Annotated in this window: 26 protein-coding genes and 1 pseudogene; 26 read left to right on the top strand and 1 reads right to left on the bottom strand. The window is 35.3% G+C overall.

Translation table 11 applies throughout. From position 1 onward, the window contains the following. The first annotated feature begins 3 nt into the window (after window positions 1–3). The 10 genes from MHI22_RS00130 (at window position 4) to MHI22_RS00175 (ending at window position 8,299) form a co-directional block, all read left to right on the top strand. Window positions 4–786: a hypothetical protein gene (locus tag MHI22_RS00130; protein ID WP_058844244.1), complete on the top strand. Its 783-nt coding sequence runs from the start codon at window positions 4–6 to the stop codon at window positions 784–786. A 93-nt stretch (window positions 787–879) separates the two neighbouring features. Further along, window positions 880–2,358, top strand: coding sequence for a stage IV sporulation protein A (gene spoIVA / locus MHI22_RS00135; RefSeq protein WP_036126772.1), 1,479 nt, complete (start codon window positions 880–882; stop codon window positions 2,356–2,358). Window positions 2,359–2,557: 199 nt separating this feature from the next. After that, complete coding sequence (locus MHI22_RS00140; protein WP_004232618.1) at window positions 2,558–2,830, top strand: HU family DNA-binding protein; 273 nt, start codon at window positions 2,558–2,560, stop codon at window positions 2,828–2,830. A gap of 220 nt (window positions 2,831–3,050) precedes the next feature. Then, window positions 3,051–3,620 (top strand): GTP cyclohydrolase I FolE, encoded by a 570-nt coding sequence (folE, locus tag MHI22_RS00145; RefSeq protein WP_036126769.1) that lies wholly within the window; start codon window positions 3,051–3,053, stop codon window positions 3,618–3,620. Between the two features lie 62 nt (window positions 3,621–3,682). Continuing rightward, complete coding sequence (gene mtrB / locus MHI22_RS00150) at window positions 3,683–3,901, top strand: trp RNA-binding attenuation protein MtrB (protein ID WP_004232621.1); 219 nt, start codon at window positions 3,683–3,685, stop codon at window positions 3,899–3,901. A 260-nt stretch (window positions 3,902–4,161) separates the two neighbouring features. After that, window positions 4,162–4,929: a heptaprenyl diphosphate synthase component 1 gene (locus tag MHI22_RS00155; protein ID WP_036126766.1), complete on the top strand. Its 768-nt coding sequence runs from the start codon at window positions 4,162–4,164 to the stop codon at window positions 4,927–4,929. 15 nt (window positions 4,930–4,944) lie between these two features. Beyond that, window positions 4,945–5,649, top strand: coding sequence for a demethylmenaquinone methyltransferase (locus MHI22_RS00160; RefSeq protein ID WP_036126763.1), 705 nt, complete (start codon window positions 4,945–4,947; stop codon window positions 5,647–5,649). Window positions 5,650–5,668: 19 nt separating this feature from the next. Next, window positions 5,669–6,643, top strand: coding sequence for a heptaprenyl diphosphate synthase component II (hepT, locus tag MHI22_RS00165; RefSeq protein ID WP_036126761.1), 975 nt, complete (start codon window positions 5,669–5,671; stop codon window positions 6,641–6,643). Window positions 6,644–6,729: 86 nt separating this feature from the next. Continuing rightward, entirely contained in the window at window positions 6,730–7,146 is a 417-nt protein-coding gene (gene ndk / locus MHI22_RS00170) for a nucleoside-diphosphate kinase (RefSeq protein ID WP_004232627.1), read from the top strand. Window positions 7,147–7,261: 115 nt separating this feature from the next. Then, window positions 7,262–8,299 carry a tyrosine-type recombinase/integrase gene (locus MHI22_RS00175; protein ID WP_340810767.1) on the top strand — a complete coding sequence of 346 codons (1,038 nt, stop codon included), beginning with the start codon at window positions 7,262–7,264 and terminating at the stop codon, window positions 8,297–8,299. Window positions 8,300–8,419: 120 nt separating this feature from the next. Here MHI22_RS00175 and MHI22_RS00180 read toward each other — a convergent pair whose 3' ends face one another. Continuing rightward, the gene (locus MHI22_RS00180) at window positions 8,420–8,776 is read right to left on the bottom strand and encodes a helix-turn-helix transcriptional regulator (protein ID WP_221680602.1); all 357 of its coding nucleotides are present in this window, start codon (window positions 8,774–8,776) and stop codon (window positions 8,420–8,422) included. Between the two features lie 134 nt (window positions 8,777–8,910). Here MHI22_RS00180 and MHI22_RS00185 point away from each other — a divergent pair, with 134 nt between their 5' ends. The 16 genes and pseudogenes from MHI22_RS00185 (at window position 8,911) to MHI22_RS00260 (ending at window position 22,762) form a co-directional block, all read left to right on the top strand. Then, complete coding sequence (locus MHI22_RS00185) at window positions 8,911–9,078, top strand: hypothetical protein (RefSeq protein WP_340810768.1); 168 nt, start codon at window positions 8,911–8,913, stop codon at window positions 9,076–9,078. Window positions 9,079–9,163: 85 nt separating this feature from the next. Then, the gene (locus MHI22_RS00190; RefSeq protein ID WP_340810769.1) at window positions 9,164–9,877 is read left to right on the top strand and encodes a hypothetical protein; all 714 of its coding nucleotides are present in this window, start codon (window positions 9,164–9,166) and stop codon (window positions 9,875–9,877) included. Between the two features lie 25 nt (window positions 9,878–9,902). Next, complete coding sequence (locus MHI22_RS00195) at window positions 9,903–10,364, top strand: hypothetical protein (RefSeq protein WP_340810770.1); 462 nt, start codon at window positions 9,903–9,905, stop codon at window positions 10,362–10,364. An 823-nt stretch (window positions 10,365–11,187) separates the two neighbouring features. Continuing rightward, the gene (locus MHI22_RS00200) at window positions 11,188–11,370 is read left to right on the top strand and encodes a DUF5659 domain-containing protein (RefSeq protein ID WP_340812684.1); all 183 of its coding nucleotides are present in this window, start codon (window positions 11,188–11,190) and stop codon (window positions 11,368–11,370) included. 23 nt (window positions 11,371–11,393) lie between these two features. Continuing rightward, window positions 11,394–12,521 carry a hypothetical protein gene (locus tag MHI22_RS00205; protein ID WP_257961425.1) on the top strand — a complete coding sequence of 376 codons (1,128 nt, stop codon included), beginning with the start codon at window positions 11,394–11,396 and terminating at the stop codon, window positions 12,519–12,521. Window positions 12,522–13,080: 559 nt separating this feature from the next. Next, entirely contained in the window at window positions 13,081–13,224 is a 144-nt protein-coding gene (locus MHI22_RS00210; RefSeq protein WP_340810771.1) for a hypothetical protein, read from the top strand. A 57-nt stretch (window positions 13,225–13,281) separates the two neighbouring features. Continuing rightward, window positions 13,282–14,622, top strand: coding sequence for an AAA family ATPase (locus MHI22_RS00215; RefSeq protein WP_340810772.1), 1,341 nt, complete (start codon window positions 13,282–13,284; stop codon window positions 14,620–14,622). A gap of 5 nt (window positions 14,623–14,627) precedes the next feature. Then, window positions 14,628–15,302, top strand: a complete 675-nt coding sequence (locus tag MHI22_RS00220) for an HNH endonuclease (protein ID WP_340810773.1) — start codon at window positions 14,628–14,630, stop codon at window positions 15,300–15,302. Between the two features lie 407 nt (window positions 15,303–15,709). Beyond that, window positions 15,710–16,018 (top strand): hypothetical protein, encoded by a 309-nt coding sequence (locus tag MHI22_RS00225; RefSeq protein WP_340810775.1) that lies wholly within the window; start codon window positions 15,710–15,712, stop codon window positions 16,016–16,018. Continuing rightward, window positions 16,018–16,989: a hypothetical protein gene (locus MHI22_RS00230; RefSeq protein ID WP_340810777.1), complete on the top strand. Its 972-nt coding sequence runs from the start codon at window positions 16,018–16,020 to the stop codon at window positions 16,987–16,989. Before MHI22_RS00225 ends, MHI22_RS00230 begins: the two co-directional genes overlap by 1 nt. Before the next feature lie 100 nt (window positions 16,990–17,089). Beyond that, on the top strand, window positions 17,090–17,416 hold the full coding sequence (locus MHI22_RS00235) for a nucleoside triphosphate pyrophosphohydrolase (RefSeq protein WP_312129793.1): 327 nt from the start codon (window positions 17,090–17,092) through the stop codon (window positions 17,414–17,416). A 23-nt stretch (window positions 17,417–17,439) separates the two neighbouring features. Continuing rightward, window positions 17,440–18,420 carry an HNH endonuclease domain-containing protein gene (locus tag MHI22_RS00240; RefSeq protein WP_340810778.1) on the top strand — a complete coding sequence of 327 codons (981 nt, stop codon included), beginning with the start codon at window positions 17,440–17,442 and terminating at the stop codon, window positions 18,418–18,420. Between the two features lie 266 nt (window positions 18,421–18,686). Next, window positions 18,687–18,875 (top strand): annotated as a pseudogene (locus MHI22_RS00245) (nucleoside-diphosphate kinase); the annotation flags it as partial. A 242-nt stretch (window positions 18,876–19,117) separates the two neighbouring features. Beyond that, window positions 19,118–20,266 (top strand): thiolase family protein, encoded by a 1,149-nt coding sequence (locus MHI22_RS00250; RefSeq protein ID WP_340810278.1) that lies wholly within the window; start codon window positions 19,118–19,120, stop codon window positions 20,264–20,266. 14 nt (window positions 20,267–20,280) lie between these two features. Further along, window positions 20,281–21,048, top strand: coding sequence for a 3-hydroxyacyl-CoA dehydrogenase (locus MHI22_RS00255; RefSeq protein ID WP_340810779.1), 768 nt, complete (start codon window positions 20,281–20,283; stop codon window positions 21,046–21,048). Between the two features lie 88 nt (window positions 21,049–21,136). Further along, entirely contained in the window at window positions 21,137–22,762 is a 1,626-nt protein-coding gene (locus tag MHI22_RS00260) for a long-chain fatty acid--CoA ligase (protein ID WP_036123224.1), read from the top strand. Window positions 22,763–22,855 lie beyond the last annotated feature (93 nt).

A 22,855-nucleotide genomic window follows, 5' to 3' on the forward strand; every position in this document is an offset into this window, starting at 1 on the left:
AACATGAAAAAACTAAGTGCTTTTCTGTTGGTATTTGCAACTGCCATACTGTTAGTAGGGTGTGCGTACCCAGAAGACGAAAAAAGGGCAAAGGTCACGCCTGATGTCGACCAGTTAGCTGCAGTTCAACGTGCCGTGAATGAATACCGCGAAGCAACTGGTGGGCTAGTACCAATTAAAAATAGTGAACTTGATACAGACATTTATATCAAATACTTAATCGACTTTGAAAAGCTTATGCCGAAGTATTTGACGACAATTCCTGGTAATGCCTATGAAAAAGGCGGTATATATCAATATATTATTTGGGATCCTGAAGATCAAGCGACGGTCAAATTAGTAGATTTAAATGCGGCTGAGCGTATACGTGAAATAGGTATTCGTAAACTATCTACACAGTATTTGCCAATCAAAGGTTCAATGTCCGATAATGTTTATCAAATTAATTATAAAGATTTGGGCTATAAAACAGATGTGACAGTGAAAAGTCCTTATTCTGGCGTCGAATTACCGCTCTTTATGACAGGTGACGGTGAATTGCATGTGGATTATTCTGTGGATTTAGGACAACTTTTAAAAGAAGACAAGCCTGATGTCAAACCTGGTGATGATATTCGTCAGTTACTTGTCGACAAATATCCTGTAGTGCCTGCTTATTCTGTTCCCTATACAGTGGATGATAATGGTGAGCCAATTTATGATATGGAAACGTATAGTGTAGATGTCCAAAAGGCGAAAGAACGACAAAAACAAGAGGCAGAAGCCGCTGAGAAAAAAGAAGAATAAGAAACAAAGCTCCTTACATTTGTGAGGGGCTTTTTCATATTTGTCTACAAGCTTGCATATAGTGAAAAAGCGTAGATAAAGGAGGCAGAAACCTTGAGTGAAGCAGTATTTAGAGAAATTGCAGAGCGCACAAATGGCGATGTTTATATTGGTGTTGTCGGTCCAGTACGTGTAGGTAAATCAACATTTGTAAAAAAGGTAATGGAATCAGTCGTGTTACCAAATATTGTGGATGAAACAGAAAGAATGCGAGCACAAGATGAGTTGCCACAAAGTTCTCCGGGGCCTGTCATTATGACTGCTGAGCCGAAGTTTGTGCCTGCTCAAGCAACCCGTATTGTGGTCGGCGAAGATGAGATGCCATTCCAAATTCGTTTAGCAGATTGTGTTGGTTATATTATTGATGGGACAAAGGGCTATGAAGATGAAAACGGTCCTAAATATGTTCATACGCCTTGGCATACAGAGCCAATTCCATTTCAGGAAGCCGCTAAAATTGGCACAGATAAGGTGATTCGTGACCATGCGAATATCGGTATTGTTGTTACGACTGATGGTACCGTTAACGGAATCAGTCGCCGTGCCGCAGAGAAGGCAGAAGAGGAAATTGTTGAACAGTTAAAAGAAATCGGCAAGCCTTTTGTCATCCTTCTGAATTGCCAAATGCCAGCGAGAGAGGAAACGGTTCAGCTTCGCAATGAATTGTTTGAACGTTACAATGTGCCTGTTATTGCCATGGCGATTGACCAAATGAGGGAAACGGATATTCAATATATTTTACAAGAGGCGTTATTTGAGTTTCCTATCCGTACAATTGAGGTGGAAAAACCAGATTGGCTGGACGTTTTAGATGCTACACACCCATTAAATGTTGCCTTGATTGATTCCATGGAGGAAGTACTCTCTTCTGTAATGAAAATTCGGGATGTGCAACAGGCGTCAGATGCCTTTAAAGCCATTGATTTTATCGATCAAAGTGAAGTCGTTCATGTAGATGCTGGTGTGGGAACGGCGGTAATTCGTGTATCCCTACAGGGCGAATTGTACAAATCGGTTTGTAATGAATGGCTAGAAGAGCCGATTGAAACGAAAAAGGATTGGCTGCTCTTTATTAAAGAGGCGGCAGAGGCAAAAGAAGCCCAAAAACGCTTCAAAAGTGCGATTCATGATGCTGATACGTCAGGTTATGGTGTGACATTGCCGATGATGCAAGAATTTGAGCCAACAGCACCAGAGCTCATTAAGCAAAATAATTTCTTTGGTGTACGAATGAAAGCAAAGGCGCCATCTTACCATATTATCCGTGTAGATATGGAATCTGAGTTTGCACCGTTAATCGGTTCGGAATTCCATAGTCAGCAACTGCTAAAAGATTTAAATCATGCTTATTTACATGATCGTGATGCATTATGGAATACACAGCTTTTTGGAACGCCACTACACGAAGTATTAAAAGAAGGAATACGCTATAAAATGGATGCAGTTCCATCTACTGCTAAAAAACGTATGCGTCAAACGATTGAACGTATGGTCAACGAAGGTGATCGAGGTTTAGTGACATTTATTTTATAGTGATAAAAATCAAAAAAAAGTACGAAAAATAGGTGAAGGGCTTTTCGTTTTTATGCGAAAAGTCCTTTTATTTTTGTTTTTTGGGTGAAAAACTGATTTTTTGGTTATAATCATGTATGAATACAGTTGCGTAGCGGTTTTCTATGTGTTACTCTTTTTACAGAATTGGTTCATGACCCTTTGAGAGGAGGTGAATGGTGTGAATAAAACAGAATTAGTAAACTCTGTTGCTGAAGCTGCAGGTCTTTCTAAAAAAGACGCTTCTAAAGCAGTTGAAGCTGTATTTGATACAATTCAAGATGCTCTTGCAAAGGGTGACAAAGTACAATTAATTGGTTTTGGTAACTTTGAAGTACGTGAACGTGCGGCTCGTAAAGGTCGTAACCCACAAACTGGTAAAGAAATCGAAATCGCTGCTAGCAAGGTGCCTGCTTTCAAACCAGGTAAAGCGCTTAAAGACGCGGTAAAATAATACACGTCTAGTAGTTACATAGAGCAGTCTTCATGTTAACGAACATGAAGGCTGCTCTTTTTAACGTTAAAATTCATTTTACATAACATTAATACGGGAATTTGCTGAGCTAGAAATGAATTTCTAATGAATCAGGTAAGTCATTTTGCGCTTCCCTTTTGGATGTGCTACGATGCATAGGGAAATGTGTAATGTTTTGATACGCAGGAGGGTTTTTCGGATGTCGAATATAGATTTATTGAAAATAGAAGAAGCAGTAAAAATGATATTAGAAGCAGTAGGTGAAGATGTAAACCGCGAAGGTTTATTGGATACACCAAAACGTGTAGCAAAAATGTATGCTGAGATGTTTAGCGGCTTGCATGAGGATGCAAAAGATTATTTTAAAACGGTGTTTCATGAGGATCATGAAGAATTAGTGCTTGTCAAAGATATTCCTTTTTATTCGATGTGTGAGCATCATCTAGTACCTTTCTATGGCAAAGCACATGTCGCATACATACCAAATGACGGCGTTGTAGCTGGCCTTAGTAAACTTGGACGAGCAGTGGAAACGATTGCCCGCAGACCGCAATTGCAAGAGCGTATTACCTCTTCAGTAGCGGAAACAATTATGGAGATGCTTGCACCAAAAGGCGTTTATGTGGTCATTGAGGCTGAGCATATGTGCATGACAATGCGAGGACTAAAAAAACCGGGTTCCAAAACGGTAACATCTGTTGCTCGTGGTATTTACGAAGAAGATGAAGTGAAACGAAGAGAAGTACTGTCATTTATTCAAATGTCTTAAATTGCATGTCTAATTATGTTATGATGTACTAAGAATTTGTCGGATTTAAGGAGTGTACAAAGATGTCACAAGATTATATTGTTATTCAAGCAGAAGAAGATGGTGTCCATGTCATTGGTTTAACTCGTGGAACAGATACAAAATTCCATCATTCAGAAAAGCTAGATGCCGGCGAAGTAATGATTGCTCAATTTACAGAACACACATCTGCCATGAAAATACGTGGTAAAGCACAAATTCATACAGCACATGGTGTGATCAATAGCGAAGCAAAAAAATAATAAAGAGTTCTTTCGATAGGTTTTGCCCTGTTTTAAGTATGACAGGCACATAGAAAAACAATCATTGTGAAAAACTGAGTATGAGGTTTCTGGGCAGTTAGTATTCCCGCATCAAATAATGGGAATGCTTTACTGCCTGTCCTATGAAGAAAGCAAATTTTTTTTATTCCACATCGTTGCATATGCTATAATGACTCAGTAAGCAAGCGTTAAGTCTTAGATAGGACTAGCGTATCTGAAAGTGAAATGGAGTAAGGTCTATGAATGCAACATACATTCAAAATTCAATTGCACAGTTAAAAACAGAGATTTTCATGGATGTTCGTCATAGAACTTTGCAAAAATACACAGGAGTTCCTGTGATAGATGAAAATCAATTGTTTTATTTGCTAATCCCTTTTTTGAATGGTGAAGAGTGGCAACAAGAGCAACAAGAGGCTGCAATTACTGTTGGCATTGTATATGCAGCATTAGCGGCTCACGATCATATAAAAGAAATAGATGCAACATCAAAAGAACAGCAGCTTACCGTTTTAGCTGGAGATTTTTATAGTGGTCGTTATTATGAAATATTAGCGATGTCAGGAAATGTCGCATTGATCCGAAATTTGTCACAAGGTATAGTGGCTCGTTGTGAACACCAGATTAAAGTGTATGAAGCAGAGCAACGAACAATCGAGCAATGGTATGCGTCGTTGTGTAATATTGAAGCGGGATTAATTGCTCAATTTTTCGGTCTTTATTCTTTCAGTGACTATATACCGCTTATAGAAAAAAGCTTATTAATCTTGCGTTTAGAAAGAGAATGGGCGGCTTATCAGCGTGGGCAAATGTCTTTAATGGGTAAGGCACTTGAAGCAAGTGTCAGACAAAATGGCGCAACCTTTAATAGCGTCATCCAGGAAAAAATTGTGCATTTAAAAACAGAGCTATCACAGATCATCAATCATTCAACTTTTTTACAAAGTGATATCAAACAAGCTTTACATGCACACGTAGAGGCATCCATTGCTTCTACTAACGGATAAGAGAGGTTTTTCAAAATGGCTAAAACGAAAGAAGAACACGTTCACGAAGTATTTGAGAGTATTTCGGACAACTACGACAAAATGAATGGTGTAATTAGTTTCCAGATGCATGTTGGCTGGCGTAACGATACGATGAAGCATATGGCTGTAAAACCTGGAACAAAAGCGCTGGATGTATGCTGTGGCACGGCAGACTGGACAATCGCTTTGGCAGAAGCAGTAGGTGAAAGTGGAGAAGTTAAAGGTCTCGACTTTAGTCAAAACATGCTGAAAGTTGGCGAACAAAAGGTGCAGTCATACCCGCAAATAGAACTAATTCATGGAAACGCGATGGAGTTACCTTTTCCAGATGATACGTTTGATTATGTGACGATTGGCTTTGGTCTTCGCAATGTACCTGATTATTTACAAGTCTTGAAGGAAATGCATCGTGTCGTAAAACCAGGTGGTATGGTGGTATGTTTAGAAACATCTCAATCTGAAATTCCTGGTTATCGTCAACTGTTCCGTTTTTATTTTAAATATATAATGCCGATATTTGGTAAAATATTTGCGAAAAGCTATAAGGAATATTCTTGGCTTCAGGAATCTGCGAATGATTTCCCAGGTATGAAGAAGTTAGCGGCATTGTTTGAGCAGGCAGGATTAGAAAAAGTAACGTACAAAGCATACAGTGGCGGGGCTGCGGCAATGCATATGGGCTTTAAAAAGGTACGTTAATGGGGGAAGGTTTTCACACGTGGAAAAGATGAAGTTAAAACTACTCTATTCCGATTTGAAATCAGATATCGATATCATTGAACGAGAGTTAGAAAAAGCGGTGGACTCGTCTTCATATTTGATCAACGATGCTTCTCTCCATTTATTACAAGCTGGTGGCAAACGGATACGACCAATTTTTGTGTTACTAGGTGCAAAATTTGGCGATTATGACATTGAGAAGATGAAGGATGTAGCAGTGCCATTAGAACTCATTCATATGGCATCACTTGTGCATGATGATGTCATTGATGATTCCAATATGCGAAGAGGACGCCCGACTGTCAAATCACAATGGAATAACAGAGTAGCAATGTACACGGGCGATTTTATTTTTGCACGTGCACTAGAATATATTACAAAGCTGGAAGACCCGCTTGTTCATCAAATTTTAGCCCGTACCATGGTAGAGATTTGTAACGGTGAAGTCATTCAAATTGAAGATAAATTTAGATTAGATCAAGGCTTGAAAGATTATTTTAGAAGAATCAAACGCAAAACAGCATTACTTATTTCCTCAAGCTGTGAGCTAGGTGCTGTAGCGGCAGGTGTTGATGCTAAAACAGTGCGACATTTAAAACGCTTCGGCTACTTTGTAGGCATGAGCTTCCAAATTATCGATGATGTGTTAGATATCATGGCAACAGATAAGGAGCTAGGGAAGCCTGCAGGTAGTGATTTATTGCAGGGCAATATTACATTACCGATTCTATTGCTGAAAGATGAGCCAGAGATGCAGCCATACTTAGTCAAAGTATTTGCAGGCACATTAACAGAACCGGAACGTCAAAATATGTTGCAATATGTGCGTAAATCTCATGCAATTGAGCAAGCTAATCGTATGAGTGATAAATATTTGAAAAAGGCCTTACAGGAAATTGATGCTTTACCAAAACATCCCGTAAAGAAAAAATTGCGTGATGTAGCATTGTTCATGGGTAAGCGCAAATTCTAGCTTTTTGTTGTATAAAGGCTCATTTTTTGTTAATATTTATCGGTAGGTGTAAAACCTGTTAGACGAATTTAAGGAGTGTTTTAAACATGGCAATTGAACAAACTTTTTTAATGGTTAAGCCTGACGGCGTTGAACGTCAAGTAATTGGAGACATCGTTGACCGTTTCGAACGTCGCGGTTTTGTAATGAAAGGTGCTAAATTAATGGTAATTCCTAAAGAATTAGCAGAAAAGCACTATGCTGAGCATGCTGAGCGTCCATTCTTTGGTGAATTAGTTGATTTCATCACTTCTGGTCCTGTATTCGCTATGGTATGGGAAGGCGAGAACGTAATCAAGCTTGCTCGTACAATGATGGGTGCAACTAAACCTGAAGAATCTAACCCAGGTACAATCCGTGGTGACTACGCAACAACTGTTTCTCACAACATCATCCACGGTTCAGACTCTCTTGCTTCTGCAGAGCGTGAAATTGGCTTATTCTTCGGTGAAGATTTAGTTTAATTTCGAATCTAAGAAGCGTAGCGAAAATAACTACGAATAGAACTCAATAAAAAAATCATCTATTTTTCCGATGTAACTTTTACCTTCTAACAAAAAATGTTAGGGGGTTTTTTATTTGTCAAAATCATTCAATAAAGTTAACACAAACATTGATTTAAGCTTATTGACTATCAAAACTGAAAAAGAACCAAAGAAAGAAATGGTGACAAAAATCAATAACTCAATAGTTAAAATGGATACGTTTGATGAATTGGACAACAGAAATATAACCATTAAACACGCCATACAAATTTTAAATCAACAATGGCGACTAAACGGATTAAGACCAAGGACAATTGATAGTTACAACTATAATTTTAAGCGATTTGTTGAAGTTACTAAAGTTGAATATCTCCATGAAATAAACAATGAAAAAATTTATCAATATTTATCAAGTTTCAAAAATGCAAAGGACACATCTCTACATGGTCGTTTAAAGCAAATTAAAGCCGTTTTAAGCAAGTGTCACGATAATGGTTGGTATAACTCAAAGTTTTGGACAAACATCAAAATAAAAGTAAATACAAGCGTTAAGGAAGCTACTACGGAAAGTGAACTGGCACTCTTGTTATCACTTTTGGATAAATCAACGTATTCGGGATTACGTGATAGCATAGCGATTTTACTTTTATACAAAACAGGTATTCGAATTAAAACATTGGGAGCTTTAAGAGAACAGAATATTGATTTTGAAAATATGCTTTTGAAGTTACAGGGAGAGATAATGAAATCGCATAGACCATTGATTCTTCCTTTAGATGATGAAATGTGTACTTTATTAAGAGAGCTAATTTCAATAAATGATGATATTAGGAAAGAACATAGAGAAAAGAATGATTATATTTTTCTTTCAAACATAGGTGTACCAATTTCGAATACAGTTTCACCGTCCAATTTAATTGCAAAAAATTTATGGGTATACAGTAAAAAGTGGAATTTAAAGAACATTAATCCTCATTCTATTAGAAGGTTGTATGCTCATAATTTGGTGAAACGTGGGGCGGATATAAACTTAGTATCTCATGCTTTAGCGCATTCTGACTTATCGACAACTACGAGATATTTGGGGTTAGATGTTGATACAGTAGCAAAGAATTTACGTGATTTTTTATAACATATACTTCTTCTCAGAGTTAGTTTAAAGCGATAGCGAAAAGCTTATATTTGCCCCGCTTCTAGAACTACTTGTATATGTGTCTAAACGAGATGAAAAATAGGGCTACTATTGATAGCCCTATTCCTTAGTTTGTTTATTTTTCCAATTATTTTGGATTTGCAATAGCTCGTTAATTTGTTTTAACACAAACTCTTGATAATCAGGATTTAACTCTTTGAAAATTGTCATAGCCATTTCAAATTTAGTATCAGCAGGGCTTTTAAACATCTCACCTTCACCAGTATTTAGCCAATTTTCATTCACATTGAAAGTGATACAAATCAATCTGATGATGCGGTCATTTACCTTTCGATGCTCTAATTCAATGCCTGCTATATGACTATTGGATATTGAAATAGCTTTAGCAAATTTGGCTTGCGATAAATTCAGTTCAGTTCGTACTTGTTTAACACGTTGATTGATAGTAGTAGACAATAGATATCACCTCGTTAGTATTCAAAATATCATATATCCACTCACATTGAAAGTAAATATAAATAAAATGCAGTTGAATTACTCTCTATGTAATTATATAATACTCTCATAAGGTGTGAATAAGGAGGGGTTTCATGGGAAACGAAGACCAATACAAGCAACTAGAGTCCAGCTTTAAAAGGTTAGATGAAGAAGGAAAGCGTTATATACTTGGTATTTTACAGGCACTAGAGTTTGCCCAATCGAATCAAGTTGTGGGTGTAACCAAGCCTAAGAAAAAAGATGGCGAGAAAGAAGATTGATGGTACATATACAGCTATATGAGTGTTTATCTTAATTGAAGCGGGTCATAGGGTTTTCAATAATGCAAATTATAGGAGGGGAATAATGTTAAAAAAAGTAGGAGTTCTATTATTACTAGGTGCGACATTAACAGGGTGTTCTGATAAATTGGATGAAACCACAGAAGAAGTAAATAAAAAAGATGAAGTTGCGTTATCTACAACCAAGATGATTGCGGAAAGCGATAGTACAGCTAATATTGAGGAATATCTCAGCGATATGCAAAGATTTAAAGAAAACATATATATAGAATTAAAAGCTATGGAAGCGTTGAGTCAGAAAATGGCTGATAATCCTCTAATAATAGAAGATAAAGAATTTGTATCGAGGATAACTGGTGTAGCTAAAGAAGTTAGAGATAATTACAAATTTATTAAAGAGATGGGTGTACCCGATGAATTATTAAACTATCATTCACGAATGATAGAGGTATTTAAGGAGTTAGAATTAGGTGCAAATTTATATGAAAAAGGTTCATTAGAAAAAAATGTTGAAACGGTACTTGAATCATCAAGGCATTTTGTAGTGGCTGTGAATTTACTTGATTCAGCTACAACAGAATTGAACACAATTTATAAAGCTAGTGATGATGAGATTTATGAATTTATGGTGCAGTCATACAGTGCATTAACTAATAATGGGGAAAATTATAATCCTGAAATACATGATGCACAGGTATCTAAATTAGCAAGTGAGAAATATGGAATAAGTGAAGAAGAGGCAGACAGAATATATATTCAGAAAGAAATGTCACGTTAAAATATTTGTCAAAGGATGAAGTAGAGTGAACAAATTAATCTTAGTAATAATGTCGCTGATTTTTATTCTTAGTGCTTGTAGTGGTAGAGATTTATCCAATGTAAAAACATCTCTTTATGGTCATTGGATAGATGAAGAATCTGCAACACAGTACTATATTAGTGAAGACAGCATTATACAAGTTAATGAAGAGGGTCAAAAAGATAAAACCTATAAAGTATTAGATTATGATGAAGTAATGAACATGATAAAAATACGAGAAAAAGACGAAGAAGGTAATAGCTTTGTTACGGAAATTGTATTCGATGATGATAAAAGAGAATCAGCACAGATATTACTAGATTTGTCTACACTAGAATTTGCTAACGAGGATATTGACTCCGACATGTTGGACACAGTTGAGATGTTGCAACAAAAAATCATTCAAGCTAATGCAAAGTCATTTGAATATCAGTGGGAGTATGTTGATGATAAACAAGAACCATAAAGATGAAGAGAGCAGGGAGAGAAATCCCTGTTTTTTATTTGTTTTATTATCATGAACAGTGAAAAAGAGTCTATCAGCCACGCAAATGTATGGAAAATACGTCACGTGCAATTTGGAATAAAATAATGATAATAGAGATGATTTCTACGTGTGAGTAGTACGGGGGTATTAAAGACCAAATAGGTTGATGTTTATAGTCATAGACATGGTAGCACATCCGCTCCTACACGTAGTTAGCAATTTAAAAGCGTCAAAATACAATTTCGTGTATTTGACGCTTCTTTTAGTTTATAAGCTGTGTGCTAGCTGTCTATCTAATGGATAAAATTGAGTTTTTATCATAAAATATATTTTTGCATTTCTATAGTATCGAAATATGTATTATTTCCATACATAAATTAAGGACATTTTACCTAAAAGATGTACATGAAACATACAAAAAAACAAATAAAAGTTTTGATTTTGGTATGAAATGTATACTGTAAACGGGCAGTATAGACATAATAGAAATAAATATAATAAATAGATAAAGAGAATATTGGTCGCTTCGCTCTATACTATCTAATTGCTTACGCAATCTATTTCGTTGCTTCGCAACGTAGGGCTTCGCACTATTACACCAGAATTAAATGATAATTATCATTACTACATTTTTTTGCAAAAATCAATAAGATAGTAGCATGGAATTTGAAAAAACTTGACTTTTATGATATAATATGATATATGAATTGGTTTGTTGATTGTGTTGACAGCCATTCTATAGTTAAAAACGGTAATAATTTTCCTATCAAAAGTCAGAAGAAGGGAGGTTGAACAATTGACTGTGAAAGATTTTTTCTTTTGTTATAACAGAACGGTTATGATGTATTTGAAAAGAAAAGGATTTAAATTTTTATTATGTGCGTATCATGAAACATCGTTACAAAAATATTGGATGTTTTTGAGGACACCAGAATTAAGTAAAGCTTTAGATAGCTATAAACAAATTAATTATGAAATTGGTTAAGCAAAAGAAAGGAAATAGGCAAGATGAAAATGAATGAACAATCTAATATCGTACTACCAAATGTAGCATTTGCTTGGGGGACAAAGTATCATTTGACTACGGATGAATTTTTACTTTATGTCCATCTACAATTTATGAAACAGATAGGGCAATGGAATCAAACAATAACTTCTATTGATATGTTAATCCAAAACTTGGGATTACAGACCAAGAATAAACAACGTGATAAAGCAGAAGTTATTACAAACCTTAGAAGTTTAGAAAAAAAGGAGTATATAAAAATAGACTGTGATGGGGATATTAAAAAAGCCTTTTTCACAGTAATGCAAGTACAGGAGTTATTGTCTCCTGAATTTATTGTTGAAATATATGAGGAAGGAAAAAAACGTATATTTAAAGGATTTACAAAATTATCTGGTAAACTTTATAATCTTGCAAACAATGATGGTAGAGCTTTAATGGTAATAGCTTTTATAGAGTGGAGGAAGAGAATCAAATACGATGTACCTAAATCCGAATGGGTTAAAGTATTAGGTATTGCTAAATCAACTTTAGAAACCGCATTTAAAGACTATGAAAAAAGATTTTTACGTATTGTAAAAGGTGAGTATTACCAAAATGAGCAAGGTGAAATCAGACAAGAAACAAATTCTTATGCAGTGATGGATAAAGACAAATCTTCTACTAAACTTGAAGAAACAGTCGAAAAATATAAAGTTGAAAATTACCTTGATAAGATGCGAGAAACAGTCACAGACAATGATATAAGGAATGATAAAAAAATTTTTATGCAAATTTTTGATAGGAAAACATATATAGAATTTGAAGGTTATAGAGCATGGAAAGAAACGAATTGCGAATATGTTAAAAGAGAAGGTCAAAAGAAAATTGACAAAATGTTAGCAAGCAAAGTTAAAGATGGTTATGCGGGCAAAGTAGTAGTGCGATTAGAAAGTGAATATCAAGAGTATATTGAACTTCGAAAGAGACAACATGATATGGTAGAACTCATGTCTCAAAAACATTTGGAAGAATTGGAATCAATGGATGGGGATACAAATGTTACGGATAAAACATTAGAGATTGTAACTTCATATATAAAAAAAGATAAGAGTGATGTAGATTTAACAGCCTTCTTAGATGATTATTGAAAACATGGATTAGGTAAGTTATCAAAATCTAAATATAAGGGTTTTGGAATTTTTGATTAGCCTTATATAAAACACAAGAACATATATAATGCGAATCAAGCATTTCAAACATGAAATTTATTCAGCCCTTACATTGAAGTAAGGGGTTTTTTTATTGATAAAAAATTTCCTTTACTAAGAATGTATGCTTTTTATATATAGAAAACTTTACCTAAAGAAGCGGTATACCTATTTGCTAGTCGTAAGGGTAGTGGTCATATTACAACAACACAAGCTTGCCGTATTATTTCTAAAGCTGGTGATATGATAGGAAGCAATTCAATAGGTAAACATACAACGTAAGACGTTTGGCTACACATACTATCAAGCTACAAAGGATGTAGCAACATTAATGGAAATCTATAATCACTCATCACAAAAGACAACATTGCGCTATATTGGGATAACAGAGGAATCAATTGAAAATAGCATTAAAGGTGTATCTTTCTTCTGATTTATAGGGTGAATCTTATCAGATGCAAAAGTGTTACCTTCGGTATTTATCCTTTGATTCATAAAAATGAAATCAGAAGAACTTTATCAAAAGGTGAAATATAATATTGAATTTCAAGAAGTGGAAGAAGATAATGGTATTGAGGTAACAGATGTAATTCGTGGATTAAATTACTATAATTGTGTTTTTATTTTAAATAGTTGTATGTAATAGGGAATAGATTGTTAGCCAGTTGAACTAAATAAATGTTAAGGAGGAATGGATGAAATGGTATTAAAAAAATTGACCTTAGAAGATTGGAAGCAATTTGATAAAATTCAGTTTGATTTTCACCCACGAGTTACAATTATTACAGGAGCAAATGGTGCTGGCAAGAGTTCTGTTTTAAGATTAATTGCACGGCAACTAGGTTGGGGTTATGAGGAAGTTGCAAGTGTATTTCTTAAAAAGAATAAAAGTATATTCTTAGCTGGTATAAACTTTGATAAAATAACAGAATTTACACGAGAAAATAAAGAATTAAAGAAAGTTTTGTATGATATGCAATCAAATTCTGAAAAATGGATTGATACAATTAAAGCTAATAATATAGTTATGGGCGAATTGGAAGTCGAAAAAGGCATTTTTAAATTTTATGTACCAGAAGAAGTACATTCAGCTTCGTATAATATAGAAGCACGATTTCAATATTTTAATGAAGAAAAAGAATTTAAGCCTTATGATGTAGATGGCATAATAAAAGGTGTGAACATTTCATCTCATCGTCAACCATATTCGTATGTAAGAGTAGATGAAATTCCTTTACATGTTGATGATACAAATAGTTTATATCGTCAATATTTAAGCTCGATTCAAAATAGAACCTTGAATAATAGATATAATAGTAATGATGAATCGCCTGTACAATATATGAAAAAATCGCTAATTTCATTAGCAATATTTGGTGAAGGAAATGCTTTAGTTGAACCTAATGAAGAATTAAAAGAAAAATTTTATGGGTTTACAAATATATTAAAATCAATTTTACCAAAACATATAGGTCTAAATAAAATAACTATTGAAGCAGGTGAAGTTGTTTTAAAAACGGATAGTGGTGATTTCCTAATTGATGCAGTTTCGGGTGGTTTAGGAGCACTGATAGATTTAGCTTGGCAAGTATTTATGTATGATAATGCTGATGAAGAATACACAATTATTATAGATGAAATCGAAAATCATTTACATCCCTCTATGCAAAGGGAAATATTACCTAATCTTTTAAATGCATTTCCGAAAGCTCAATTTATAATTAGTACACACAGTCCGTTTGTTGTCAACTCTATTAAGGAATCGTATGTGTATGCGTTGAAATATAATGATAAAAATAGAGTGGAATCGTTAAAGTTGGATTTTTTCAATAAAAACAATGATGCTTTTGATGTACTAAAAAATGTTTTGGGAGTTCCTGTTACTATGCCTCTTTGGTTGGAAAATGAGTTGGATAGTATTTTAAGTAATTTTAGTACAAAAAAACTAGATTTAGATTCATATAATCAATTAAAGCTGTATTTAAGCAATAAGGGTTTAGAGGAATACTTGCCTGAAATGCTTAAAAAATTTGAGGTGTAGAATTAATGATTGGTTTAAAAAAACTAAATAAGCCAGCTATTTTAATTCAAAATGCTAATGAATGGACAGAATTATATTTAGCATATAAGGAAGGAGATGAAAATGTATCTAAAACGGTTGGGAGTAAGTATTCTCATAAGGAAGTTAAAAAAACTCTAATTGAGGAAACGCATGGTAAGTGTGCATATTGTGAATCAAAAATATTACATATCTCGTTTGGTGATATTGAACATATAGTTCCTAAAAGTGAAGTTCCTGAAAAGTGTTTTCAATGGGATAATTTAACCTTAGCATGTACAGTTTGTAATAATAACAAGAGAGATTTTTATGATGTTGACAATTTACTAATAGACCCTTATATTGATGACCCAAATGAACACTTTTATTTTGCAGGTCCAATGCTCATTGAAAAAACAGAGAAGGCTATTCTAACCCGTTCAAAATTAGATTTGAATAGGGCAGAATTGTTTGAAGATAGAACTCGATATTTAGAAAATTTAAGTGGATTTACTATGCAGATTCAAAGTGCTACAAATCCAGTTTTAAGAGAAGCTCTATTTGATGACTTTAGAAAAAAAGCAAAAATTGAACAAGAGTATTGTAAGATGGTTTCTGATTTTCTGGAGTTATTTGAATCAAAGTACAATTTATGTGAAACCTCATATACATTACAAAAATAAAAATGTTTGTAATTCACATAAAAATGCAGAAGGATAACAGAATGGTTTGTGAGAGTCATATGAAGCCAACTAAACAATTTAGTCAGTACCTATGAGTGTATATTAGAGTAAGCTCAAGCCTTGAGGAAGTAATAGAATAAGAGTGGGGATAAACTAAGTGTTTATCTCATTTTTTAATTTGATATTAGTTTTGGAATAAGATTAAATAAAGGTCTTAAGTTGTGGGTCATGTAAGTCGCATAAGTTCCCGTGGGGCTGAACGCCTATAAGAGGGAAGCTGATTCGTTCACTGAGAAAGGGTCATATTTCGTACATGCTCTTTTGTATGTTGATAGAGTTGCCAACTATTATTTAAGTTAGGGATTTCAACAGGATTACGTTGTGGTGATTGCTTTAGAAGTTAGCAAGTGAAAGGCAAATCTAGTTTTAAAATTCGTAAAGGCAAGACAAAGAAGGAAAGAAAGGTTTATTTATATAGCTTAATGGCTGATATTGTTGATTACATAGAAACATTACCTAAAGAAGCGGTATACCTATTTGCTAGTCGTAAGGGTAGTGGTCATATTACAACAACACAAGCTTATCGTATTATTTCTAAAGCTGGTGATATGATAGGAAGCAATTCAATAGGTAAACATACAACAAGGAAGACAAAAAGAAATTTTATACTAATATATAAATATTTATTTATCATTTTAAAGAGGAGGTGTTTGTAATGTTAGAATTTGGTGCATTTTTGATACTAATAATTTTATTTGGGATTTTTTTTAATACAGTTATCATTGTGTGTAAAAGAATAAAAGTAAAAATAAATAGATATAGTGTTGATGAGAAAGATATATTTTCTTATCATTTGATTGATAATTGGGAGTTGGAATTAGAAAAAACTTTATATTTAAATACTATTGGTAAATGGTATATATGGTTGTTTACATTAGCTATGTGTTTAGTGACGATATATGATAGCCCATCAAAAATAAATAGTGAAAGTAAACTTTTTCTCTTAACAATGGGGATAGCTGTTATCGTTATATTATCTGGGATAATGTGGTTTTTACATAATTCAAGCTTTAGTGGGTTTGAAAAAATAGGTATGTATTTTATTAAAATAGGTATCTTATTTTCATTTACGATTGCAATTTTGGATTCCGATATTAAGACAGTTACATCTGTCGAAAGTTTATTTATAGGTATAGCAATTCCAGTTTTATTTTCATTTTTGATAATGAAAAGTGTAGTTGATTCTTTTAAAAATAATTATATTTTTCAAGTATTTAATTTCATTATATTAATACTATTATTAAATTTCTTCTATATAGGATTTAGGTTTGGTCTTTTTTATGGAGTTAACAATGATCAGTACCTAAATGCTAATGGAGAATTTATTTTTTTTCAAAAAGAAGATATTTACCAGTTAAATAGTAGTTCAAACTGGGGCTTAGAAGAAATTTTATTAGTTACATATAAAGGTATCAAACCTTTTTTTTCCTTTACTGAATTTAAAACTGGGAAAGATGTGATAGATTTTATACCTTTTTTTGAGTTTATTTTGGGTCACATATATAACTTGACTGTGATTGCCTTTTTTGTATCATATTCTGTTAGTAAGCTAATAAATAATCAAGAATTGAATAATTCATCGAAAAAAGTTATTGAATCTAAAAAGAAAGAAAAAGATAAGCAATAAAATTATATAAGAAGACTTATGCTTTTGGAAAAGAGCTATAAATTAGTTTATGATTTAGTACAATTAAAGTGAATAAATACCACGATAAAGGAGAATGACGATGCCTGTATATAATAAATTAGTACGAGATAAGATTTTAGAGATTATTGAAGCGGATGGATTAAAATATAATGCAAGAATTTTAGAACCACAGGAGCTTCTAGTAGAAGTAAAAGTAAAAATGATCGAAGAAGCTAAAGAGTTTCATGGAACAGATAATGTACAAGAAAGTATTGAAGAATTAGCAGATATTTTAGAATTAGTACATACAGCTATTAATGCATTAGGTGTAAGTTATGATGAACTGGAAGCGGTTAGAGGACAGAAGAAGGCTAAACGTGGAGGATTTGAAAAGGCGATTTATTTAATTGATGTAGAGGATAAGTAACCTATTTTCAATGGAGTGTTTAGATGAATAATTACTTAGACAATGATAGTACTTTGGAATCGAATTTTCGCTCGATATACTTATTTGGTAGAAATGTTGCAACTTATAAATTTGCGTTTGCTAAAACATTACTTGAATTAGGTGAGAGTAATAAAAGTTTTGTGAGCTTAGAAGAAATATCCCCTATATTTGCAAAGTACATGTTAGAGCATATTAGGAACGGGAAACGACAAATGACAAGTCAGTCATCTAAGTTTATTAGTGCCTTGAATTTGTTTCATCAAAACCAAATTACGTGGGAACAGTTACTTGAAGTTACCGAAAAAGTAGGGTTTAACAATGTGATAGATGCCTTTCATAACATTCCTAATGGTGAGCTTGATAAAAAATTTTATGAGAAGTCCATACAAGGAAAGTCGTTAGGGATTACGTTGACTGATAGTATATTTATGTTGAATGGAAGCTCCCAAAAAGAAAATATATTAAGTGAAATTGAAGGTAGATGGAACTTAGTTGAAAACGCATGGACTGAACGAAATCCAAAACTAGAAGTTCAGTTTGATACAGACCTTGAGCAGTTTTTCTTTATAAAGCCTATGACACCACAGCAGTTCATGTTGTCTCATGAAAGAATAAATCTAACTTCTGCTAGAAAGCCATTAAACGGATATCAAAAGGGAAAATGCTTCTATTGCTATAAACCGATTTCAATTGAAAGTAACCAATTGAATACTTGTGACATAGACCATTTCGTACCGCTATCAACACAGTTCAACAGTACACATGATTTAGACTTAAATTGTGTTTGGAATCTAGTTCTAAGCTGTCAGGATTGTAATAGAGGTGAAGCTAATGGGAAGTTTGCTAGACTACCTGAAGACCCTCTTTTACAACGATTGTATAAGCGTAATGAGTTTCTAATTGAAAGCAATCATCCACTAAAAGAAACGATTATTATGCGAACAGGGAAAAATCCACAGCAAAGAGCAGATTTTTTAAAATAATGTATAGACTTGCGGAGACCCTAAGTAGAGCAAAGTGGAAGCCTAAATTTGAGTATGACATTGGATTTTAAAATAGAGCAATGAAAAATATACAGGATGGTACTGTCTTTATAAAAATGTAAAGAGTCTAAAAGTTTACTTGCAAATAGATGACTTTATTATAGTGGGGATTTTTCCACTTCTACTTGCTAACATGGCTAAAAGTAATGTATAGTTACTAATTAAATAGAAGGTAAAAGCTCGGTTCTAATTTAGTTTTTTTCGTTTATTTCAGAGAACCCATGATATTAGTGATTTCAGAGGCGATAGTTATCGTCAATTTTCTTGGTAGTAACCCAGGTACAATCCGTGGTGACTACGCAACAACTGTTTCTCACAACATCATCCACGGTTCTGACTCTCTTGCTTCTGCAGAGCGCGAAATCGGCTTATTCTTCGGTGAAGATTTAGTTTAATTTGTGAATAGAATAGATTAGGCAGTCTCAATTTACTTGGGATTGCTTTTTTTATTGCCTAAAAAGTAAGGATAGATAGTATGGCAATAGGGGAATTATCTATTTCTAGATAGATATAGAATTGTTAAAAGCTTTGTCCTCCTGTACAATTAAAGATGTAATATTCTGATAATTAAGTTAGGAATAGATTGATAGGCCTGTCAATAAACTGTGAGGGATGACAAGGAAAAGGGGTTATGGATATGAGAGAAGTGGTAATCGTAGCAGCTGTGCGAACTGCTGTAGGGCGTAGTAAGGGAGCATTAAGTCAAGTTCGAGCGGATGATTTAGCGGCAGATGTGTTACAGGAGGCTGTAAGGCGAGCAGGGATTGGCAAGGAACAAGTGGATGATGTCATATTAGGCTGTGTAACGCAAACAGCTGAACAAGGGGGAAATATTGCACGGACAGCTTTATTGATGGCTGGCTTTCCAGATAGTGTGCCAGGGGTAACCATTGATCGTCAATGTGGCTCTAGCCAACAGGCCGTCCATTTTGCAGCACAGGCCATTCTAGCGGGGGATATGGATATTGTCATTGCAGGTGGCGTGGAAAGTATGTCAAGGGTACAGATGGGGTCAAATATGCAAAATGCACATGCTGGCAAACGCTTACAGGAGAATTATGATATTATCCATCAAGGATTATCAGCGGAGAAAATCGCCTCACAATGGTCTTTATCAAAAGAACAGCTCAATAGCTATGCTTATGAAAGCCATCAACGAGCAATCGCAGCCATTGAAGCAGGTCATTTCAAAGATGAAATACTACCTATTCGAGTTCCACAGGAGGATGGATCAGTGACAACATTTACTGTTGATGAAGGTCCTCGTGCAGAAACAACCGTCGATATTTTAAATGCGCTAAAAACTGTTTTTCAAGAGGATGGCGTTATTACTGCTGGCAATGCAAGTCAGATGAGTGATGGGGCATCAGCGGTAGTGGTGATGTCCTTGGATAAAGCCCAGGAGCTTGGTATTCAGCCACTTGCTAAAATTGTGACAAGAGTGGTCGTAGGCTCTGATCCAACATTAATGTTAACAGGGCCAATCGAAGCTACGAGAAAAGCGCTAGAACGATCAGGTCTCAACATAGAGGATATCGACACATATGAGGTAAATGAAGCCTTTGCACCAGTACCGCTCGCATGGCTACAGGACATGGGTGGAGATCCGAAGAAGCTCAATCCTGATGGGGGAGCGATTGCATTAGGGCATCCATTAGGGGCAACTGGTACAAAATTGTTAACGACTATGTTATATCGCATGGAGCGAGAAAATTATCGTTACGGCTTACTGGCAATCTGTGAGGGAATGGGGATGGCAAATGCCACGATCATCGAAAAAATGTAAGGGGGATATGTTTGATGAAACATCATGAAGTGGTAGCGGTAGTAACGGGTGGTGCTTCAGGTTTAGGGGAGGCAACTGTCCGTCACCTTGTTGAACGAGGTGGCAAAGCGGTTGTTTTTGATGTCAATGATGAACGTGGACAAGCTCTAGTAGAGGAATTAGGGCAAAATGTCATCTATGCACGAGTGGATGTTGCGAAGGAGGAGGACGTGGCAACAGGTCTTGAGCAGGCCATTGCAGCATTTGGCAAGATTAATGTAGCGGTGAATTGTGCTGGCATTGCTGATGCGAGTAAAGTGATTTCGAAGCGAGGCGTACATGCCCTTGCTTTATTTGAAAAAGTGATCACTGTTAATTTAATTGGTACATTTAATGTCATCCGTCTAGTCGCGGAGAAAATGCAGCACAATGAGTCGAATGAGGATGGGCAGAGAGGTGTTATTATTAATACTGCGTCTGTGGCTGCATTTGATGGTCAAATTGGACAAGCAGCTTATAGTGCGTCAAAGGGTGGAGTGGCAGCGATGACATTGCCAATTGCACGAGAACTTGCGGAGATCGGTGTACGTGTGATGACCATCGCGCCAGGTTTAATTGAAACACCGATGTTTGCTTCGTTACCTGAGCCTGCAAGAACAGCTCTTGCTCAAATGACACCATTCCCTAAGCGGCTTGGCAAACCTTCGGAGTATGCCCTTTTAGTTGAAAGTATTATCCATAATGGTTTGTTAAATGGTGAGGTCATTCGTCTGGATGGTGCGATCCGTATGCAGCCTAAGTAACAACAACAATATTTAATTTTTGAAGTGGTTTGTCGCAGCTAGTAGTCTTGGTCGTTTCAAAATTTGATGTATGAAGGGACGCGGTATAATGCATATGATGGACACACCTTTATTATTAACAAGTTTTTTGAATCGCGCAGAACGATTTTTTCATTCGAAGAAAATTTATTCTAGAACAAGTGCGACAACTATTCATGAGTTTACGTATAAAGAATATGTTAAACGAACGCGCCGATTAGCGGATGCACTTACCAAGCTTGGAATGGAGCGAGGTATGAAGGTAGGCACATTTGCTTGGAATCACCATCGACATTTGGAAGCCTATTTTGCAGTCCCATGTGCAGGAGCAGTACTGCATATGATTAATATTCGGTTAGCACCTGAGCACATTGCTTATGTCATCAATCATGCAGAGGATGAAATATTACTAATTGATGATAATCTAGTACCACTTATTGCACCAATCTTGTCACAGCTGAAAACGGTAAAACATTTTATCATTATGGGAGATGCTGTTGCAGTCGAATCTATCCCCATCCCAAATGCTCTTTCTTATGAGGCTTTGCTCGCTGAGGCCAATGAACATTTCGTATTCCCAGAAGATTTAGATGAAAATACACCTGCTGGCATGTGCTATACAAGTGCAACGACAGGCATGCCCAAGGGAGTTGTTTATACTCATCGTAGCATCGTTCTGCATAGTTTAACGGCTGGCCTTGCTGATAGTATTGCTATTTGTGAATCGGATGTAGTGTTACCAGTTGTCCCAATGTTCCATGCTAATGCATGGGGATTACCTTTTGCCAGTGTCGCATTTGGTGCTACACAGGTCTTACCAGGTCCGATGTTTACACCACAGCTTTTACTTGAGTTATTTGACGTATATAAAGTAACGTTGACGGCAGGAGTACCTACGATATGGCTAGGGGTTTTACAGGAGCAACGTCAAAATCCGCGTGATTTATCATCGATGCGATTAATTGTTTGTGGGGGATCTGCCTCACCAATTGGCCTAATTCGAGGCTTTGAACAAGAACTCAATATCCCTTACATGACAGGCTATGGTATGACCGAGACATCACCGCTCGTAAGTCTCTCCACCTATTTAACCCATATGCAAGACTACACAGCTGATGAGAAAATGCATGTTCGAATTACGCAAGGTATGACCATGCCTCTAATTGAAACACGGGTAGTCAATGAACATGGTGAAGTGCCATGGGATGGCAAAACGATGGGAGAACTAACGATTCGAGGTCCGTGGATTGCTAATGAGTACTATCATGATGAGCGCACAGATGAAGCCTTTAAAGATGGTTGGCTCTATACAGGCGACATCGCGGTGATGACAGCAGATGGCTATATAAAAATTACCGATCGTACAAAGGATTTAATTAAGAGTGGTGGCGAATGGATTTCTTCTGTAGAGCTTGAAAATGCATTGATGTCCCATCCAAAAGTATTTGAGGCTGCTGTTATTGCTATTCCGCATGAAAAATGGTTGGAGCGACCATTAGCCTGTGTGGTAGCGAAGCCTGAATTTAAAGAATCGATTACCAAGGCAGAGCTACTAGAGAGTTTACAGCAGCAATTCCATAAAACGTGGATTCCTGATGATATCGTCTTCATTGAAGAGGTACCGAAAACGTCAGTAGGTAAATTCCTAAAGGCCAAATTACGAGAAGATTTAAAGGCGTATCGCGTACAAGTTTAATAAAATGGTTAGCATGAAGGTAGTGAAAAACTACCTTCATTTTTTGTGCGAAATTTATTATATATCAGTGCATCTGAACAACTACTGACTAAT

The organism is Lysinibacillus sp. FSL L8-0312 (assembly GCF_038003285.1).
GTDB classification, from domain to species: domain Bacteria; phylum Bacillota; class Bacilli; order Bacillales_A; family Planococcaceae; genus Lysinibacillus; species Lysinibacillus fusiformis_D.